At 59.7% G+C, this 17,294-nt stretch carries 16 protein-coding genes; 12 read left to right on the top strand and 4 right to left on the bottom strand.

Annotated features, from left to right (window positions below; all coding sequences use genetic code 11):
- The first annotated feature begins 52 nt into the window (after positions 1-52).
- Positions 53-955, top strand: a complete 903-nt coding sequence (locus ACFOTD_RS27005) for a helix-turn-helix domain-containing protein (RefSeq protein WP_378123054.1) — start codon at positions 53-55, stop codon at positions 953-955.
- Positions 952-2,292, top strand: a complete 1,341-nt coding sequence (gene mutY, locus ACFOTD_RS27000) for an A/G-specific adenine glycosylase (protein ID WP_378123053.1) — start codon at positions 952-954, stop codon at positions 2,290-2,292. The genes ACFOTD_RS27005 and mutY overlap by 4 nt, the downstream gene beginning before the upstream one ends.
- A gap of 253 nt (positions 2,293-2,545) precedes the next feature.
- Here mutY and ACFOTD_RS26995 read toward each other — a convergent pair whose 3' ends face one another.
- Complete coding sequence (locus tag ACFOTD_RS26995; protein WP_378123052.1) at positions 2,546-3,157, bottom strand: superoxide dismutase; 612 nt, start codon at positions 3,155-3,157, stop codon at positions 2,546-2,548.
- A gap of 476 nt (positions 3,158-3,633) precedes the next feature.
- Here ACFOTD_RS26995 and ACFOTD_RS26990 point away from each other — a divergent pair, with 476 nt between their 5' ends.
- The 7 genes from ACFOTD_RS26990 (at position 3,634) to folE (ending at position 8,924) form a co-directional block, all read left to right on the top strand.
- Positions 3,634-4,056 carry a GNAT family N-acetyltransferase gene (locus ACFOTD_RS26990; protein WP_378123051.1) on the top strand — a complete coding sequence of 141 codons (423 nt, stop codon included), beginning with the start codon at positions 3,634-3,636 and terminating at the stop codon, positions 4,054-4,056.
- A 148-nt stretch (positions 4,057-4,204) separates the two neighbouring features.
- Positions 4,205-4,801 carry a DUF402 domain-containing protein gene (locus ACFOTD_RS26985; RefSeq protein WP_378123050.1) on the top strand — a complete coding sequence of 199 codons (597 nt, stop codon included), beginning with the start codon at positions 4,205-4,207 and terminating at the stop codon, positions 4,799-4,801.
- On the top strand, positions 4,798-5,382 hold the full coding sequence (gene lepB, locus ACFOTD_RS26980; RefSeq protein ID WP_378123049.1) for a signal peptidase I: 585 nt from the start codon (positions 4,798-4,800) through the stop codon (positions 5,380-5,382). The genes ACFOTD_RS26985 and lepB overlap by 4 nt, the downstream gene beginning before the upstream one ends.
- Positions 5,383-5,469: 87 nt before the next feature.
- Positions 5,470-6,609: a tRNA epoxyqueuosine(34) reductase QueG gene (gene queG / locus ACFOTD_RS26975; RefSeq protein WP_378123086.1), complete on the top strand. Its 1,140-nt coding sequence runs from the start codon at positions 5,470-5,472 to the stop codon at positions 6,607-6,609.
- Positions 6,610-6,817: 208 nt separating this feature from the next.
- Complete coding sequence (locus ACFOTD_RS26970; RefSeq protein WP_378123048.1) at positions 6,818-7,837, top strand: HD-GYP domain-containing protein; 1,020 nt, start codon at positions 6,818-6,820, stop codon at positions 7,835-7,837.
- Between the two features lie 190 nt (positions 7,838-8,027).
- Positions 8,028-8,270 (top strand): YneF family protein, encoded by a 243-nt coding sequence (locus tag ACFOTD_RS26965; protein WP_378123047.1) that lies wholly within the window; start codon positions 8,028-8,030, stop codon positions 8,268-8,270.
- A gap of 60 nt (positions 8,271-8,330) precedes the next feature.
- Positions 8,331-8,924: a GTP cyclohydrolase I FolE gene (gene folE / locus ACFOTD_RS26960; RefSeq protein WP_090109012.1), complete on the top strand. Its 594-nt coding sequence runs from the start codon at positions 8,331-8,333 to the stop codon at positions 8,922-8,924.
- A gap of 63 nt (positions 8,925-8,987) precedes the next feature.
- Here the strand turns inward: folE and ACFOTD_RS26955 are convergent, their stop codons facing one another.
- Positions 8,988-9,752, bottom strand: coding sequence for a GNAT family N-acetyltransferase (locus ACFOTD_RS26955; RefSeq protein ID WP_378123046.1), 765 nt, complete (start codon positions 9,750-9,752; stop codon positions 8,988-8,990).
- A gap of 214 nt (positions 9,753-9,966) precedes the next feature.
- Between ACFOTD_RS26955 and ACFOTD_RS26950 the strand changes: the two genes are divergently transcribed.
- Positions 9,967-11,043 (top strand): Gfo/Idh/MocA family protein, encoded by a 1,077-nt coding sequence (locus ACFOTD_RS26950; RefSeq protein WP_378123045.1) that lies wholly within the window; start codon positions 9,967-9,969, stop codon positions 11,041-11,043.
- A 199-nt stretch (positions 11,044-11,242) separates the two neighbouring features.
- Entirely contained in the window at positions 11,243-12,847 is a 1,605-nt protein-coding gene (locus tag ACFOTD_RS26945; protein WP_378123044.1) for a sensor domain-containing diguanylate cyclase, read from the top strand.
- A 1,186-nt stretch (positions 12,848-14,033) separates the two neighbouring features.
- Here ACFOTD_RS26945 and ACFOTD_RS26940 read toward each other — a convergent pair.
- The gene (locus tag ACFOTD_RS26940; RefSeq protein ID WP_378123043.1) at positions 14,034-15,173 is read right to left on the bottom strand and encodes a superoxide dismutase; all 1,140 of its coding nucleotides are present in this window, start codon (positions 15,171-15,173) and stop codon (positions 14,034-14,036) included.
- An 80-nt stretch (positions 15,174-15,253) separates the two neighbouring features.
- Positions 15,254-16,294 carry an alpha/beta hydrolase gene (locus ACFOTD_RS26935; protein WP_378123042.1) on the bottom strand — a complete coding sequence of 347 codons (1,041 nt, stop codon included), beginning with the start codon at positions 16,292-16,294 and terminating at the stop codon, positions 15,254-15,256.
- A gap of 211 nt (positions 16,295-16,505) precedes the next feature.
- Between ACFOTD_RS26935 and ACFOTD_RS26930 the strand changes: the two genes are divergently transcribed.
- Positions 16,506-17,249, top strand: a complete 744-nt coding sequence (locus ACFOTD_RS26930) for an IclR family transcriptional regulator (RefSeq protein WP_378123085.1) — start codon at positions 16,506-16,508, stop codon at positions 17,247-17,249.
- Positions 17,250-17,294 lie beyond the last annotated feature (45 nt).

The raw sequence follows: 17,294 nt of genomic DNA, 5'->3' as shown, positions 1-17,294 counted from the left end.
AATAAATAGAACCTACTAGACATCTTAAGACAAGCTTCCTGGAGTGCAAACGATGAGCATACGCTATTTTAACATATTAATGAATCATCTCGAAAAGATGCAGTTCGAGGTCGCCGCCGCCTCCTTCGAGGAACATGCGGGCGCAGAAGAAGGACGACCGGAGGTTTACGACTGCAATCGGGCGCTGCTCGTGACCGGCGGCAGCGGCCTGCTGCACATGGAAGACCGGTCTTTTTCTATGGATGCGGGGACGTTCAGCTTCCTGCTGGCAGGCAAGGCGCATTGGATCGAGCCGAGCCCGGGCGATACTTTGTCGTACTGGTGGTGCCACTTCCGCGCGAGCTATGCCGACAGGGCGCTCTACCAGGCGATCGGCTTGCCCGAGCATGTGCGCATTCCCGACCCTTCCGAAGCGGTCGCGATGTTCGCCCGAATCCGAGGCAACCTGCTCTCGCCGCAGCCGTCGGCCAAGCTTCGAATCAAGACCTCCTTCATGGAGCTCATCGGCATTTATATCGATTACTTCGTCGCCGATTCCGCGCGGATGGCGCCGCTCTCGCCGGAGTTCGAAAAGCTGGAAATCGTGCTGAGCTACATCGACGAGCATCTGGCCGATACGATTACCGTCGAGCATCTGGCGGGACTCATCTTTTTGCACCCGAACTATTTTATCGTTTTTTTCAAAGGATTGATGGGCTGCTCGCCGATACAGTATGTGAACCAGCGAAGGCTGGAGATTGCCCGTACGCTGCTTGCGGATCCCGCCTGCAACGTTTCGGACGCCGCGGCGCGCATCGGCATGAAGATCTACTACTTTTCGAGAATGTTTAAAGCCTATACAGGCCTCACCCCGAGCCGCTACAAAAAGCTTGTGCTGGGGCTCGGGGCCACCAGCAGTGCCAAAGACGACGAGGGCAGTGCCGAGTCGCAAAAGAAAGGCGGACCGGGAGCTTGAACGAACGGGAGATCAAATCGTTTTTTAGCGGCAAGCTGCTGCAATGGTACAAGCGGGAAAAACGGGACCTGCCCTGGCGGCGCAGCAGGGATCCGTACCACATCTGGGTGTCCGAGATCATGCTCCAACAGACGCGCGTCGATACGGTCATTCCTTATTTCCACCGTTTCATGACCAGGTTTCCGACGGTAACGGCGTTGGCCGAGGCGCCGGAGGAAGATGTGATCAAGGCGTGGGAGGGGCTCGGCTATTACTCCCGTGCCCGCAATCTGCAGGCGGCGGCCCGCGAGATCAAGGAAAATCACGGCGGCAGCCTGCCTGACGACAAGACCGTCGTGGCAGGTCTCAAGGGCGTCGGCCCGTACACGTCCGGCGCGATCCTCAGCATCGCCTTCGGCAGGCCCGAGCCGGCGGTGGACGGCAACGTCATGCGCGTATTGTCGCGCTATTTTTGCATCGACGAGGATATTGCGAAGCCGGCCACGCGCGTCGGCATGGAGGGGCTTGCCAGGGAGCTTATCCCGGAAGGGGAAGCTTCCGACTTCAATCAGGCGCTCATGGAGCTGGGCGCGCTCATCTGCACGCCGAAGTCGCCGAGCTGCCTGCTATGCCCGGTCATGGCGCATTGCCAGGGCCGGCACGCCGGCCGCGAGACGGAGCTGCCGATCAAGAGCAAGGCGAAGCCGCCCCGGCCTGAGCACCGCCTCGCCGTGCTCCTCCAGGACGCGGAGGGCCGCGTGCTCGTGCGCCAGCGGCCGGAGAGCGGCCTGCTCGCGCGCATGTGGGAGCTGCCGCACGTGGTGGCGCCTGAGCGAGGCGTCTGGGATTCCGGCTCGCTGGGCGGGGCGCTGCTCGCGGCTTCGCTGGACTCGGAGGGGCTCGCGGGCGTCCGCGCCGAGGCGCTGCGCCACGTCGCCGACGCGGAGCATGTGTTCACGCACCTGCACTGGTATTTGCGCGTGCTGGGTGCGGAGCTGGGGGACGCTGGAGCGACGGCAGGAGATGCTGCGGCGGCTGAGGTTGCCGCAGCAGAGGCCGGGGCTGGGGCGTTAAGCAGTGTGGGAGAGGCGACTGAGAAGAAAACCACGATGACGGCTGCCGAAGACAAGGCCGGCTATAGCACAAGCATCGCTGCTTCGCTAACGCCTGACAGTCACATGACCGCCGCCGTTTTGTTGCCGCCGGACAATGGCAAGAACTTAGCCGCCTCGCTTCCACCTGGCTACCGCTGGATCGACGCGGCCGACTTTGAGCGTCTCGCTTGGCCGAATGTGTTCAGCAAGCTGCTGTCCGCACACTTTAGCGGCACCTTGTACGACAACACGCCGAAGCGCTGATGATTCTCGATGTATCGGACCCTGAAGCCGCTATTTTACACTTGCGGTCCGATAAATGAGGGTCAACGGACAGAGGATGCGCTATCCTCCTCCAGCAGGCACGCCAACGCACCTCAGAGCGGAAATAACGGCTTCTGGGTCCGTAACTCCGCCTAAATGATCCATTTCGCGGAAATAGCGGCTCCTGGGTCCGATCGCATGCAAAAAAAGCCAGCGCCGCGTAAATCGGCGCTGGCTTTTTCAGTAGGGAATATTACTTGGCAGCTTCGTAACGCTTGCCGACTTCTTCCCAGTTAACGACGTTCCAGAATGCGCCGATGTAGTCAGGACGCTTGTTCTGGTACTTCAGGTAGTAAGCGTGCTCCCAGACGTCGAGGCCGAGGATCGGCGTTTCGCCTTCGAAGATCGGGCTGTCTTGGTTCGGGAGGCTGTATACCTTCAACTCGCCGTTCTTGCCGACGACCAGGAACGCCCAGCCGGAGCCGAAACGGGTCGTAGCCGCAGCGGCGAACGTTTCCTTGAACTTGTCGAAGCCGCCGAGCTCGCTGTCGATTGCGGCAGCCAGAGCGCCGGTAGGAGCGCCGCCTGCGTTAGGAGCGATCGTCTCCCAGAACAGGGAGTGGTTGGCGTGGCCGCCGCCGTTGTTGCGAACGGCGGTGCGGATGGCCTCAGGCACGGCGTTCAGGTCGGAGATCAGATCGTTCAGGCTCTTGTCTGCCAGTTCAGGAGCGGACTCGAGTGCTTTGTTCAGGTTCGTTACGTAAGTATTGTGATGGCGGTCGTGGTGGATCTCCATCGTGAGCGCGTCGATATGCGGCTCGAGTGCGTCGTTGGAGTAAGGAAGAGCGGGCAATACGTGTGCCATAATGGAACAGCCTCCTTAGATTATGAATCTGGAATGGAAATCTACTTCTGTATTATCCCTGATTTCAAATACTAAATCAACATGGGTGTTTAGAAAGTCTGCCGGTCGTCCGCTGCGTCGCGCCCCCTCAGCATGGGCACTATTTCCTGTTTTATACCAGTAAAATTTGTCCATACAGTTAGCCTTAATACATTAATGTAAATTGGTTCTTTCTAACCCAGTAAAAACAGGGAGGGACGATCCGATCCCGATTTAGGCTCATATTCGGCGAAATTCGGCAATATTTTAGATATATTCATATGTAACCGCTTTATTTAAAGCGTTTACACTCCATTGCGCGCCGATTCTCCAAAATTATTTATGCGATATCCCTAAAATAGCATGAAATTATCACGAATTTGTCGTAATATAAAAAGACGTTAAAGCGATGTTCACAGTTTAGCCTCTACTTTAACTGAATCCGGGGAGACAGGCATATGCAGATTCGGACTTTTCAATTGTCGGATTATCGTTCCGTATCCGAGCTTCTGAAGGTAGCTCTGTCGGAGGAATGCTGTGAAGAAACCATGTCGGCTTTATCCCGCCAATTGTCCTGGGACAGCGAGCTCGTGCTCGTGGCGCTGAAGGATGAAGAGCTCGCGGGCATGATGATCGGCACGATCGACCACAGCAAGGGTTATGTATACCGCATCGCCGTACATCCGGATCTCCGCCGCCAAGGCGTGGGCCGCACGCTCGTCACCGCCATGAATGCGCGATTCCGCCAGCGGAACGTGCAAAAGGTATTTGTCGCGGTGGACAAGCACAACGAAATGCTGCTTCCGTTCTACCAATCCTTGAGCGAAGAGACGCTCGATCTCGTGACGCCTCAGCGTCCGCTGTCCATCGTAGCAGGCTGAACGCCCATCGCAAGGTCCCTCGCAAGACGGACTTACAATCAGGAGAGCATATCTTACGTGTCGACAGGCGCCGAAAACCGGTTGCTTTTGGCCATAAGATATGCTTTTCTTATATTATCTTATTTGGTTCTACGGCAGGGGGCTTGGCATGGAGCGCATCGGCGGCCTAATATCTACATCTATATACGAGAGCTGTACGATCAAGAGCTTTAAGCACAACGGCTCGCTCCACCGCATGTGGCTCGAGAACTGGAAGGTTCCGGAGGACAGGCTCCATCCCGCGCATCGGGACGCGGGCATTATGGTATACGTGAACGACCATACGCCGATTCGCGAAGCCGACGGCAAGGAATGGATCAGCCGGGTGCCGGCCGTTTCTTTTTTTCTGCCGGGCGAATGGTTTAACGTAGTGGCGCTGCTGGAGGATCGTGGCGTGCGTTACTATTGCAATGTGGCATCTCCGCCGTATCGGTACCACAACGTGCTGACCTATATCGATTATGACCTGGATGTCGTGCTTCTGCCGGGCGGCTCCGTGCTGGATCTGGACCGGGACGAGTACGACAAGCACAAGGAAGAATATCGGTACAGCATGTCCGTCCGCGGACAGGTGGAGGACGGGCTGCGCGCGCTGCATGAGCGCGTGGCGACGTTCGGACAGCCGTTCGGCGACGAGGAAGCGAGACGCTATTATCGCGAGTGGAGAGACAGCCCTCAGGCGAAGGAGAATGAGTCGTATCCATGAAGCACACATCTGGCATCCCGCAGCCCGGCAGATCCCGCTCGGTCAAGCCCGAATCCGCCTTGCGGCGCGAGCTGTGGGAGTGGGTTCGCGCCTTGGGCATCGCCTTTACGATCGTTATCCTGCTGTGGGCTTTCGTATTCAGGTTGTCCACGGTCAAAGGGGAATCGATGGAGCCGACGCTTTACGAGCACGAGTGGCTGTTCGTCAACAAGGTCGCATACGAGCTTGGCCAGCCTAAGGCCGGCGACGTCGTCATCCTGAAGGATCCGAGCGACGGTCCGGACAAAAAGAAGTTTCTCGTAAAACGCATTATCGGGATGCCGGGCGATACGGTCGAAGGCAGAGGCGGACAGCTGTACGTGAACGGAGAGCTGCGCGTCGAGTCCTATACCGATAGTCCCATCGAGGACGGAGACTTTGGGCCGGTCAAAGTCGAAGACGGGAAATACTTTATTATGGGAGACAATCGCCGTCTCGGCGCGAGCAAGGACAGCCGCACCTTCGGCGAAGTGCCCAAGTCGCTGCTGCTCGGTCGGACGGAATTCATCATGTGGCCGATCGTGCGCTGGAAGAGCCTGTAGCGCAAGGAGGGAGACCTGACGTTGGATAACAAGGGCGTCGCGGCATCAGACCGCAGCCCCGCATATTGGTCGTCATTGAAAAGGGATATGCTTGCGGCGGCGAAGTCGCTCGGCATCGACCGGATCGGCGTGACGTCGGCCGAGCCTTTCCCGGAGCTGCGGGAGAGGCTCGTCTTGCATCGGGCGCTCGGCTACGAGTCGGGCTTCGAGGAGCCGGATCTGGACAAGCGGACGCAGCCGTCCCTGCTGTTCGAGGCGCCGCGCTCGATCGTCGCGATCGCGGTAGCCTATCCGTCCAAACTTAAAAATCCGCCAGTATCCGAGCCCGGCGCCCGGCGCGGCATCCTGTCCCGCTCGGCATGGGGCGAGGATTACCATCGCGTGCTCGCCAGGCGGCTCGAACGGCTGGCCGCTTGGCTGGCGGAGCGGGCGCCCGAGCTCGAGTGGTTGTCGATGGTCGACACCGGCGCGCTCTCCGACCGCGCGGTCGCCGAGCGCGCCGGCATCGGCTGGAGCGGCAAAAATTGCATGATCATGAACGACGAACTCGGGTCATGGATGTATCTCGGCGAGATGATCACGAATCTGCCGCTGCCGCCGGATACGCCGCTCCTGGATCAGTGCGGGGATTGCACGATTTGCATCGACGCCTGCCCGACGGGGGCGCTGGTCGGCCCGGGTCAGCTGAACGCGCAAAAATGCATTTCGTACCTGACGCAAAGCAAGGGGCTGCTCGACGAGGACGCGATGGTCAAAATGGGCAACCGGCTCTATGGCTGCGACACCTGTCAGATCGTGTGCCCGATCAACCGGGGCATCGATTCCCGGCATCAAGCCGAGACGCTGCCCGATCCCGAGGTGGCGAAGCCGCTGCTCCGTCCGCTGCTGCAGATGGGCAACCGCGAATTCAAGGAGACGTACGGCGCGAGCAGCGCCTCCTGGCGCGGACGCAAGCCGATCCAGCGCAACGCGCTGATCGGCCTCGGCAACTTCCGCGACGAGGCGTCCGCCGGGGACGTCGCCCGCGTGCTGCGCGAGGATCCGCGCTTCGAGCTGCGCGCGACGGCGGCCTGGGCGCTCGGCCGCATCCGCGGCGAGATCGCGCAGGCGGCCTTGGCCGAGGCGGCCGAAGCCGACGCGGACGAGCGCGTCCGAGCGGCGGCCAGCCGCGCGCTGGGCGCGCTCGCGGAGCCTGCGCCGAAGCGGGGCGGACGCGCCCGCGAATAAACGCGCTCGCGACAAAAGACCGCAAACGACGGCAGCTTAGCCGGCCGTTGCGGTCTTTTGTCATTCGCGCGTATGTTCTCTTTTTATGCGGTCAAACGATTGCAGGCGAATCTTTATTTGCTATAACCGACAGCAGGCGGATAATATATTCATATAGGAAGAAAATCCAGCCTATTACGTCAGGCGCATCCACAGGAGAGCATGAGATATGAAGCTGGTTGACATCGACAATCTCGAACCGGGGCAACTGCTCGGCAAAACGCTCTTTTCGGAAAACGGTACGGTGCTTCTGTCGGCGGGCGTGCAACTGACCGTATTTATGATCAGTACGCTCCGCAGGCTCGGGGTGCCGATGGTTTATGTCTCGGAGCCGGGGGCTCAGGAGATCCAGCTGGACGAGGTGTTGTCCGAGCAGACCAAGCAGGCGGTCATCGCGCAGATGTCGGACACCTTCAACGCGCTGCGCTCCGGCAAGGAATTCAGCGCGAGGGCGATCAGCATGTCCGTCGATCAGCTGATGGAGGACGTGCTGCGCAACCAAAACGTGCTCATCCAGCTCTCGGACATCCGCACGGCGGACAACGCTCAGTACATGCATAGCATGAACGTGTGCATGATGGCGACGATGGTCGGCGTTAACATGGGGCTGAACATGCTGCAGCTCAAGGAATTGGCGATCGGCGCGCTGCTGCACGACATCGGCAAGCTTGGGGCGCACGGCGCAGAGGAAGGCCGTTCGCACCACGCGTGGCGGGGTTTCGAGCTGCTCAAGCTGAAGCGGGAATACAGTCTGTTGACCGCCCATGTCGCTTTTCAGCACCACGAGGCGCCGGACGGCAGCGGTCAGCCCCGGGGCATAACCAGCGAAGAGATCCATATTTACGCCAAGATCACCGCGGTTGCCAACATGTACGACAATCTCGTGCACGGCACGGCAGAGCTTCCCCGCTTGCAGCCGCACGAGGCGATCGAGCGGCTTCACGCGCTCTCCGACACGACGCTCGATCGCGAGACGCTTATCGAGTTTTTGAAGATCGTCTCCGTCTACCCGAACGGCGTCTCGGTAAGGCTGTCCAACCGGCTGATCGGCATCGTCGTGGCCCAGCACAGAGGACTGCCCGGCAGGCCGATCGTTCGCGTCATCGCCCGGGAAGGCGAGTCCTCCGCCGCGCGGGAGCTCGATCTGGCGAGGCTGCCGACGCTGTTCATCGAAGGGGTCATCAATTAATCGCGCGCTCGAGCCCGATCGAATCAGGATTCGAGCCGGACTCAATCCGGCCCAAGCCGTAAGGGCTAGGTCCCGCCTGCGATCGCCGGTTGATTCCCCCGCTGGGCTCATGCTATTATAGGCTGGCTGTCCCGCTAATTCGCGCGGATCGCATACACGCATTCATGCGTAAAATTTGGAGGTATGGCAGATGACTTTTTGGGATATTCTGATTCCGGTTCTGACGTTGATCGTCGGACTTGTGCTGGGCTTCCTCGGCGGCGTATTCTATCTGCGCAGTCAGATGACGAAGATGCAGAACAATCCGGACATGCTGGCCAAGATGGCCAAGCAGATGGGTTACAATATGAACAAGCAGCAGCTTCAGAAGGCGCAGCAAATGATGAAAAACCAAAACCAAAATCAGAATCAAAATTTCAAGCCCCGCAGATAATCGATAGGCGGCGCGCGGGAATGCCCGCAGCGGCCGCTAAGGATGAAAGAAGGGTATAAGATGGCCGGTCTAAAGGACTATCTGAATACGAACGTTACGCGCAACCGCGAGCAGGTAGAGCATCACGTCCGCGAGATTCTCAAGCTGATCGGCGAAGACGTCGAGCGCGAAGGCTTGCTGGACACGCCCGCTCGCGTCACGCGCATGTACGAGGAGATTTTCGGCGGCTACGCAATCGATCCGCGCGACGCGCTGGGCGTCACGTTCGACGAACAGCACGAGGAGCTCGTCATCGTCAAGGATATCGTGTACTACAGCCAGTGCGAGCACCATATGGCGCCGTTTTTCGGCAAGGCGCACATCGGCTACATCCCGAGCGGCAAGATCGCGGGCCTCAGCAAGCTGGCACGGCTCGTGGAGGCCGTGACGCGCAGGCTCCAGGTCCAGGAGCGGATCACCTCGCAGATCGCCGACATCCTGGACGACGTGCTCAAGCCCAACGGCGTCATGGTCGTCGTCGAAGGGGAGCATCTGTGCATGTGCGCGCGCGGCGTGAAAAAGTACGGGAGCAAGACCGTCACTTCGGCCGTACGCGGGCAGTTCCGGGGCAGCTCCGCGCTTCGCTCCGAGTTTCTCTCTCTGCTGAAGGAATAAACGAATGAAGCCGCGTTGCCGGCCGCAGACAGCGGTCGGTAACGCGGCTTTTGTATGAGACGATCACGGCCATCGCACGCGGTACCAATAATCGTAGAGCCTCTTGTAGCCTAGCTTGGCATACAGGCGTTGCGCGGGCGCGTTGTCTTCCGCGACTTGAAGGTAGCTCGCGTGCGCGCCGTGCGACTGTCCCCAGCGGAGGATTTGTCTGACGAGCCGCTCGCCGATGCCGCGGTTCCGATAGGCAAGGGCCGTCGCGATATCGAACAGCCCCAGATACCCGCCGTCGACGACCCCGATGCCGATCGCGACGGGTTCGTCTCCCGAGCGGAGGAGGAAAAAGGCTCTGCGGAGCGGACTGTCCGCTAACATGGCGGAAGCGATCTCCCGCTGTTCCGGCTTGAGGGACAGTATCGCAGAGGCGGCGGTCATCCACGCCTCCGTCAGACAGGCGTCTACGCTCAACCCTTCTCTCAACCCTTCTATGGAAGCTTCGCCCTGCGTCTCGTCCAGCGATCGGGTCAAAACCTGGGAGCGGTCCGCCTTAGCGTACCCGTATTCTTCTAACCGGCCGTCGAGCCCGCAAGGCCCGCACAGCGGGGTGATTTTGAAAATCGTCGGCTGGCCCGCGCGGTGATACGCATCCTCGCAATAACCGACCATGGCGCGGAGATCCGCATCAGGCCCGGTCCGCAGCGGCTGCACGGAATTGGAGCGCTTCGTATACCCCTTGGACAGCCTGAGCAACCAGTCGTCATGCGCCATCTGCTGCAGGGCGGGCCATGCGTTCAGCGCTTTGGTCTCTACGACGAGGATGTCTTCGCACACAGTGTACGCCCCTTTCCCGTGAGTAAACCTAGTAAAACTCCATGAGAATAAATATACATAAATATTTATAATTATGCAAACTCCTTTTCATGCTGGCTTGCGAAGCCTAACACGAATAAAAACAGGGCTAAATCGCTCATCGCAGGGCCGATGGAATTGAGCTATGATAGCGGTATCAAAAGAACTGAAAACAGCAATCCAATTGGAGGCTATCATGGAAAATTCGAATAAAGTTCGCATCGGTTTGATCGGTGCAGGCAATATTGGCAACGTTCACCTTCAGGAGTTCGGCAAGCTGGCGGAAATCTGCGAGATCGTCGCCATTACCGATACGTATCTGCCGCTGGCGGAAGCCAGGGCGCAGCAGTACGGCATCGAGTCGGTCGCCCCTACGCCGCAGGCGCTTATCGAGCGTCTCGATATCGATGCGGTCATCGTGGCGGTGCCGAACCAAAGCCACGCGTCGCTGACGATCAGCGCGCTCGAGCATGGCAAGCACGTGCTGGTCGAGAAGCCGATGGGGCTCGACTCGGCGGCGGCCAAGGACATCGTGCGGGCGCAGCAGAAGAGCGGCAAGACCGTCATGGTCGCTCACCAGATGCGCTGGGAATGGCTCCCGCAGCTCGTGAAGGCGCAGATCGATCGCGGCGAACTGGGACACATCTACACGGCGAAGACCGGCTGGTATCGTCGCAAAGGCATTCCGGGATGGGGCACATGGTTTACGCAGCACGGGCAGTCCGGCGGTGGACCGCTGATCGATATCGGCGTGCACATGCTCGACTTGGCCTTTTTCCTGATGGGAGAGCCGAAGCCGGTTTCCGTATACGGCTCGACGTATGCCGAGTTCGGTCCCCGCAAGAAGGGGATCGGCAGCTGGGGCAAACCGGATTGGAACGGCACATACGACGTTGAGGATCTGGCGACCGCGATCATCAAGATGGAGGACGGCTCGTCCCTCACGCTGGAGGTCAGCTGGGCGGTCCATATGGATACCGACAGCACGCCTTTCGTCCATCTGATGGGCTCCGAGGGCGGCGCCTTCCTCAAGGGCAACGAAGGCAAATTCCTCACCGAGCGCTTCGACCAGCCCGTCGACATTCCGCTCATCGCCCCGATCGAGGACGAGGGAGCCCGCGTCAAGCTGAGCCGCCATTTCATCGACTGCGTCCGCACCGGCCAGACGCCGATTACGTCGGCCGAGACCGGACTGCGTAGCAACCTGATCATCGACGCGATTTACGAATCGTCGCGCACCGGCGGCGAAGTCAAGCTCGACTGGACGCTGTGACGCCGACCTTCCGTTCGACGCGCGCATAACCCCTATCGTCACCCAACCATGGTCTGAAGCCGCCTGCTTCGGTCCATGGTTGTTTTTTACTTTAACTATATTGATCTATCAATGTGTGGTAGAATACGGTTCATTGGATTGTTGTCGAAAGCTGTTAAAAAGAGACGCGTTCCGCTATTTTGAAGACTGGAGAACGTCCATGCATAGATTAAGGTTTTGGCGGGGGAAGGGAATCCATCTCTCCGTCATCTTCACCGCTGTCGTCGTACTGTCCGTTACGTTGACGGCTGCGCTGAACACGATCGTGGGCTTCGAGGCGCAAAAGGATTCGCTGTCGCGCAATACGCTAGAGTTGAACCAGATCACGGCCAACGAACTGAGCGTCGCCGTCGACACGATTTTCGACTCCATGACGCAGTCTCTGAACTCCGCCAGCGCACACTTTTCAAGCGCGGAAACTAGGGATAAGCAGGCGGGCACCTGGCTGGATTTCGTCAGGGGCAGCATGTCGTTTTTCAACTCGCTGGCGCTCGTGAACGAGAACGGCAAGATCACCGCCGCCTCGCCGGACAACGGGGACTTGGTCGGACAGGTACTGAAGTCGGCCGCAGCCCGGCAGGCGATGACCGAACGCAAGCCGCTCGTATCCGAACCTTACGTGGCCGTGACCAACCGGCTGATCGTGCTCGTCAGCCATCCGATCTTCGACGGAGACGGGACTTATCGCGGATTCATCTGCGGTACGATCTACCTGCACGGCAGCAACGTACTGGACAAGATTCTCGGCAAGCAAGGGCCTAATCTCAACGGCTCCTATTATTACGTCGTCGACAAAATGGGCAATATCATCTATCACCCGGACAAGATTCGGATCGGGGACAACGTCGCGTCGAATCCTGCGGTCGCCCAGATCATGGCGGGCAAGGGCGGTCATCTGAAGCTGGTTAACACCAAGGGCGTCCCGATGCTCGCGGGGTATGCCATCGTGCCATCCGTACAGTGGGGCATCGTCTCCCAGACGCCTGCCGCAACGGTGACGGACAGCGTCAGAGGCATCGTGGCCCGCATGGCGCTGGTGTCCATGCCGTTTATTTTGCTGCTGGCGCTGCTCGTCATCGGCGTCTCGCATCGGCTCGCTTTTCCGCTTCGCCGGTTGGCGGTATATGCGTCCATGCTCAATAACGGGGAGAAGGACAAGGTTCCCGCGCTCCGGCTGCGGCATCATCTGATCTATGAAGCCAACGAGTTGAACAGAGCGGTGATCGACGCCTTCCGCGTAATGGGCGACCGCACGGAGGCTCTTTCTCTCGAGGCGCAGACGGATGCGCTTACGGGCTTGCGCAACCGACGGTTTTTCGACTCGCTGCTTGCGTCCTGGGACCGTCAGCAGATGCCGTATGCGGTCATCCTCATGGACCTGGACCGCTTCAAGTCCGTCAACGATACGTACGGCCATCTCAAAGGAGACGAGGTGCTGCGCTTCCTGGCGGCGCGGCTGACGGCCGGCAAGCGGGAAGGCGACTATGCGTGCCGGTACGGCGGGGAGGAGTTCGTGCTGCTGCTGCCTTACGGAGACAAGGAGCTGGCTTATCAGCTCGCGGAGAGCATACGCATCAGCCTGATGGTGGAGGATGCGCCGATCGGCAGGCCGGTCACGCTGTCGCTGGGCATCGCCGCCTATCCGGAAGACGGCGCGAGCGCGGCCGATGTCGTACACTGCGCGGACCTGGCGCTGTATCAGGCCAAGGAAAAAGGGCGCAACCGTTCAGTTATGTATGGAGCGTTAATTCATTCAAAGCCATAACCTTGCATTTGCAAAATCGGGTTCTCAAAACGTCAGAAACTCGCGTTCGCGCGGGTTGCTGGCGTTTTTTTTTGAACACTCTGGAAATGGGCCTGTCCATTTCTTATCGATGAGAGGCCGCGCTTTCTTCCTGCTTCGGTCGACGGCAAATCGACGACAGGCGAGCTCGCTTTTGGCATGTCGAGCTCTTTGCGGAAGTCGGGCAGAACGAAAAGCCTGCATTTGTACAGGTATTTTTTGTCGATGCGCGACACGTGATAAAATGCCTGCAAATGTGCAGGTAAATTCAAAGCGCAAGCCGGGAATCCAGCTGATGAAGGAAAATAACTGCATTTTGGCATCTATTTTGTACAAAAGAGTCGTTGTCGGTATAAAAAGATGTATATTAAGTCAATTTCATAAACATTTTTTTCCAGTATAAATCCGAACTTTTAATACGAAATAGAATCTCTGAGATTCGGAAATAATCCCAAAACCGAACGTTATTCGCCAAATCTTATGAATAAGTTTGTTTGAACTTGCGATTTTTTGAATTATGAAATTGACTTTATTTGCAGGCTTTCCGGCGAAGGAACGGCGGAGACGTCGATACGGGGACGGAGATCCGCGGACGGCGATACGCGGACGGCGATCCGCGGGCTGCCATATGCGGACGGCGATATGCGAGTGGCGATACGCGAGTGGCGATATGCGAGTGGCGATATGCGAGTGGCGATATGCGAGTGGCGATATGCGAGTGGCGATATGCGAGTGGCGATATGCGAGTGGCGATACGCGGGCTGCGATACGCAGACGGCGATACGCAGGCGGCGATATGCGAGTGGCGATACGCCGGCGTTTCCCGACAGGCATGGTACCATGACGCGTCCGCACGGCCGTCGGCTACGGGCTGAACCGCGGCTACGGCGCCGGGCGCCGGAGGAGCGGCAGGGTTGTTTGGCCGCTTGGAGGATGTGCCCCGGACATCGGCCTGGGCGAAGGAGGGCACCGCGCCCGCCGTTTCTTCCGGCGTCTCGCCGGCAGACGAGCGGACAAGCTCGCGCCGAAGGCGAACATGACTCGCGCCAAGCCGGCCACGGCCGTTCGCAGAATGCTGCAAAAAGCGAACCTGACTCAGTAAAGGCAAGCCCCGCTATACCGAGCGCAAGCTTCGGTACGGCGGGGCTTTTGGCGTGTCATGGCGCCTTCAGTAAGGCGGCCACTTCAGCTTGCGTGCCTCCTCGAACCGGGCGTTGGCGTATGGCCAGTTCACGACGTTCCACCAGTCTTTCACATAGTCGGCCCGCTTGTTCTGATGCTTGAGATAGTAGGCATGCTCCCACACGTCTAGCGGGAGGATCGGCACGTTGTCCCATTGGGACAGGTTCTGATGCTTTTCGGCTGTCAGGATCTCCAGGCGATGCGCTCTCGGGCTCCATACGAGAATCGCCCAACCGCCGCCTTCGACCTTGCCCGCAGCTTCGGAGAACTGCCGCTTGAAGGCGTCGACGCTGCCGAAGTCCTTGGAGATCTGATCCGCGAGAGGGCCTGTCGGCTTGCCGCCACCGCCCGGCGTCATCGTGTCCCAGAACAACGTGTGTAAGTAATGGCCGGCCCCGTTAAACGCCAGCTCGCGCTCCCAATGCTTGACGAGCTCGAAGTCGTTTTTGCGCCTCGCCTCAGCCAGCTTGAGCTCGGCCTTGTTCAGGTCGTCGACGTACGCCTGATGATGTTTGTCGTGGTGAATGCGCATCGTCGTCTCGTCGATGTAGGGCTCCAGCGCATTGTAGGCGTAGGGCAGCGGCGGCAGCTTGTGGCCGCCGATCGGCACGGGCGCGCAGCCGGGGCTCGCTGCGGCGGATAGGGGCGCGGCGGCATTCGCGCCTGCGACGCTGCCTTGCGGATTGCCTGCCGCTTTTTTGGCGGTCGCCCGAGCGGCATCCGCGGGCTCCGGTCCGCTATAATCGCCGTTCTCGACGGGATCGGACTCTTCGGCGGGGAGACGAATGTCCTGACCGAACCGTCGCACGGCCTCGCTGCCGCTCCCCATGAGCAGCAGATGCTTGCCGAATTCGCGGCTCTGGAGCATCGACTCGGCGATCAAGCTTCTCAGCCTTGCCTCTCTGACCGGCGCTTCGGCGTAGATTCCGAGCGCGTCGTCCGCCGCCTGCTCTTGCGCAGCGAACTGCGCTGCCGAGATCGTCCTGCCGAATGCGGCTTCCCACTGCCGCAGCAACTCGGCATAAGGCGGTTCCAGATCGGGCACGGCTTCGAGCAGCGATTCCGCATGCCTGTATTCTCGCAATTTGCTGTCGATGAGCTGGGCGAGCAGCTTGCCTGGCAACATTGGACCAGCCTCCCTTCATCCCTGATGATGGCTTCGTTCCCATCGTATGCGGGGGGAGAGCTGTCCCATGCCGAGCAGGGTCAGGCGGACTCGAGCATGCCCATGTTAGAAGTGCGGCTCGCAGCGAGGTCCGTATCGACGGTCTGCAAGAAGGCGGTGGTGCGGGCGACGTATTCCTCCGGATACGTGCGGAACACCATCTCGTGGATCGCGTCCTTGACGAGCCAGAGGGAGGAGTCCGCGTTCGTCTGCGACTTGGCGATCCGCTCGGAAATTTCGTACGGGGCTTTGTCGTCCCGCGTGCCGTGGATCAACAGCAGGGGGAAGCTGTAAGCCGTGCTCTGTATCTCGTCGGACGGAATCTGATCGAGCCGGACGCCCGCCCAGAGGGGCGTGAAGAGGGAGAGCAGGTTCATCGTCAAACGGGAGGATAAAGCGCCATACTGCTTGAGGTTGTATGCGATCGTATCCGCGTTCGTCACGAAGGTGCTGTCGAGGATCATACCGTCGATCAGGGACGTCTGCAGGGCGGCTTGAAGCGCGGTGCCGGCGCCCATGGAGAAGCCCCAGACGATCAGCTCGCTCGAGCCCTGCGCGCGCGCATATTCCAATGCGCCGATAAGCTGCTTCGATTCGCCGATGCCGAAGGTCGCGGCCGATCTGCCGGTCGGGTCCGCATAGCCGTAATCGAACATCAGCACGTTGTAATTCTGTTTGTGAAGCATGGCGGCGATATCGTACATCGGGACCCAATATTCCTCCCGGTTGGCGCCGAAGCCATGACTGAGGACGACCGTGCGGGCGCTGGCGGCCTGCGCCGGAATCCACCAGCCGTCGGTCTCGCGACCGCCGCCTGCGGCGGGGAAGGAGACATCGGCGTACGGCAGACTTTTGGCGGACATCGGGTTCGTATTGAGCGCTGCGACGGGCGGGTGGGTGAAACGCCAGCTCATATAGCCGTAGAGTACGAAGACGATCAGCACGGCGGCGAAGGCGAGCGAAGCGGTCACGGCGCCGAAAATGCGGGCGAGACGGCGGGCAATGGTGAGGCGCGGAGAATCTTCTTCGAGGTGAAGCGATCCAGCGTGAAGAGGCATAGGTGTCAGGACAGTGGTGCTCATGGGATCGCCTCCTATCAATCTAGCACTGAAAGCGCATTATTATCTGATAATTTAAATTTAGTGCTTACGTCCTAAGGCGTCAACGGACATTGTCGTTTTGTTAGGTACATGTAATCGAACTGTAATACTAGCTTTGGAGATTTACGTTAGGACTGCGGTGAGTTATACTGGGTGTAACAGGGTTTCATGTGGTGAAACGGAGGTGGGCCCGCTGGAAGAGGAAAAGAAAACCGTGCGCGCCGTCGAGCGCGCGCTCGACATCCTGCTCGTCTTCACGACAGGGGGCGAATGGAGCCTGACGGAGCTGGCAGTGAAGTGCGAGCTGCACAAGAGCACCGTGCATCGGCTGCTCGCGACGCTCGAGGAGAAGGGCTTCGTCATTCGGGACGACGCGACGGAAAAATACAGGCTTGGCCTGCGGGTCCTGGAGCTGTCCGCGCACTACGCGCGGTCGGACGATCCGACGGTCGTGCTTATCGGCGAGATGGAGAAGCTGCGGGATCAGATGGGGGAGACTGTGAGCCTCTATATTCGCGACCGTCTCGAGCGGGTGCGGATCCAGGCGGTGCAGAGCAGGCAGGCGATCCGCCGGGTCGCGCAGGTCGGCATCCGCCTGCCGCTGTCCGTAGGCGCCTCCAGCAAGGTGCTGCTTGCGTTCGAGGAGAGCAATACGCGCGAGGCGCTGCTCGGCGACCCGGCTTGGCCCGCGGGGCTGAGGGGGCCGTCCTACGCCAAGCAGCTGGACGAGGTCATGGCCGCCGGTTACGCGACCAGCTTCGAGGAGCGGGAGCCGGGCGCCGCCGCCTTGGCGGCCCCGATCTTCAGCCGCACGGGCAGGCTGTTCGCCGCGCTCTCCGTCTCGGGCCCTTCGAACAGGCTGACGCCGGACGTCATGGAGGAGCGCGCGCCCGCGATCATCGGCGCAGCTACGCGCATGGGCGCGCTGCTCGACTAGCGGCTGCTCGCGCTTGGCTTCTATTATTAGGAGATGCGCATCGTC

The organism is Cohnella sp. GCM10012308 (genome assembly GCF_042649185.1).
GTDB lineage: Bacteria > Bacillota > Bacilli > Paenibacillales > Paenibacillaceae > Cohnella.
Note: the sequence above shows the minus strand (reverse complement) of the source record. Positions and strands in the feature narration are given on the sequence as shown.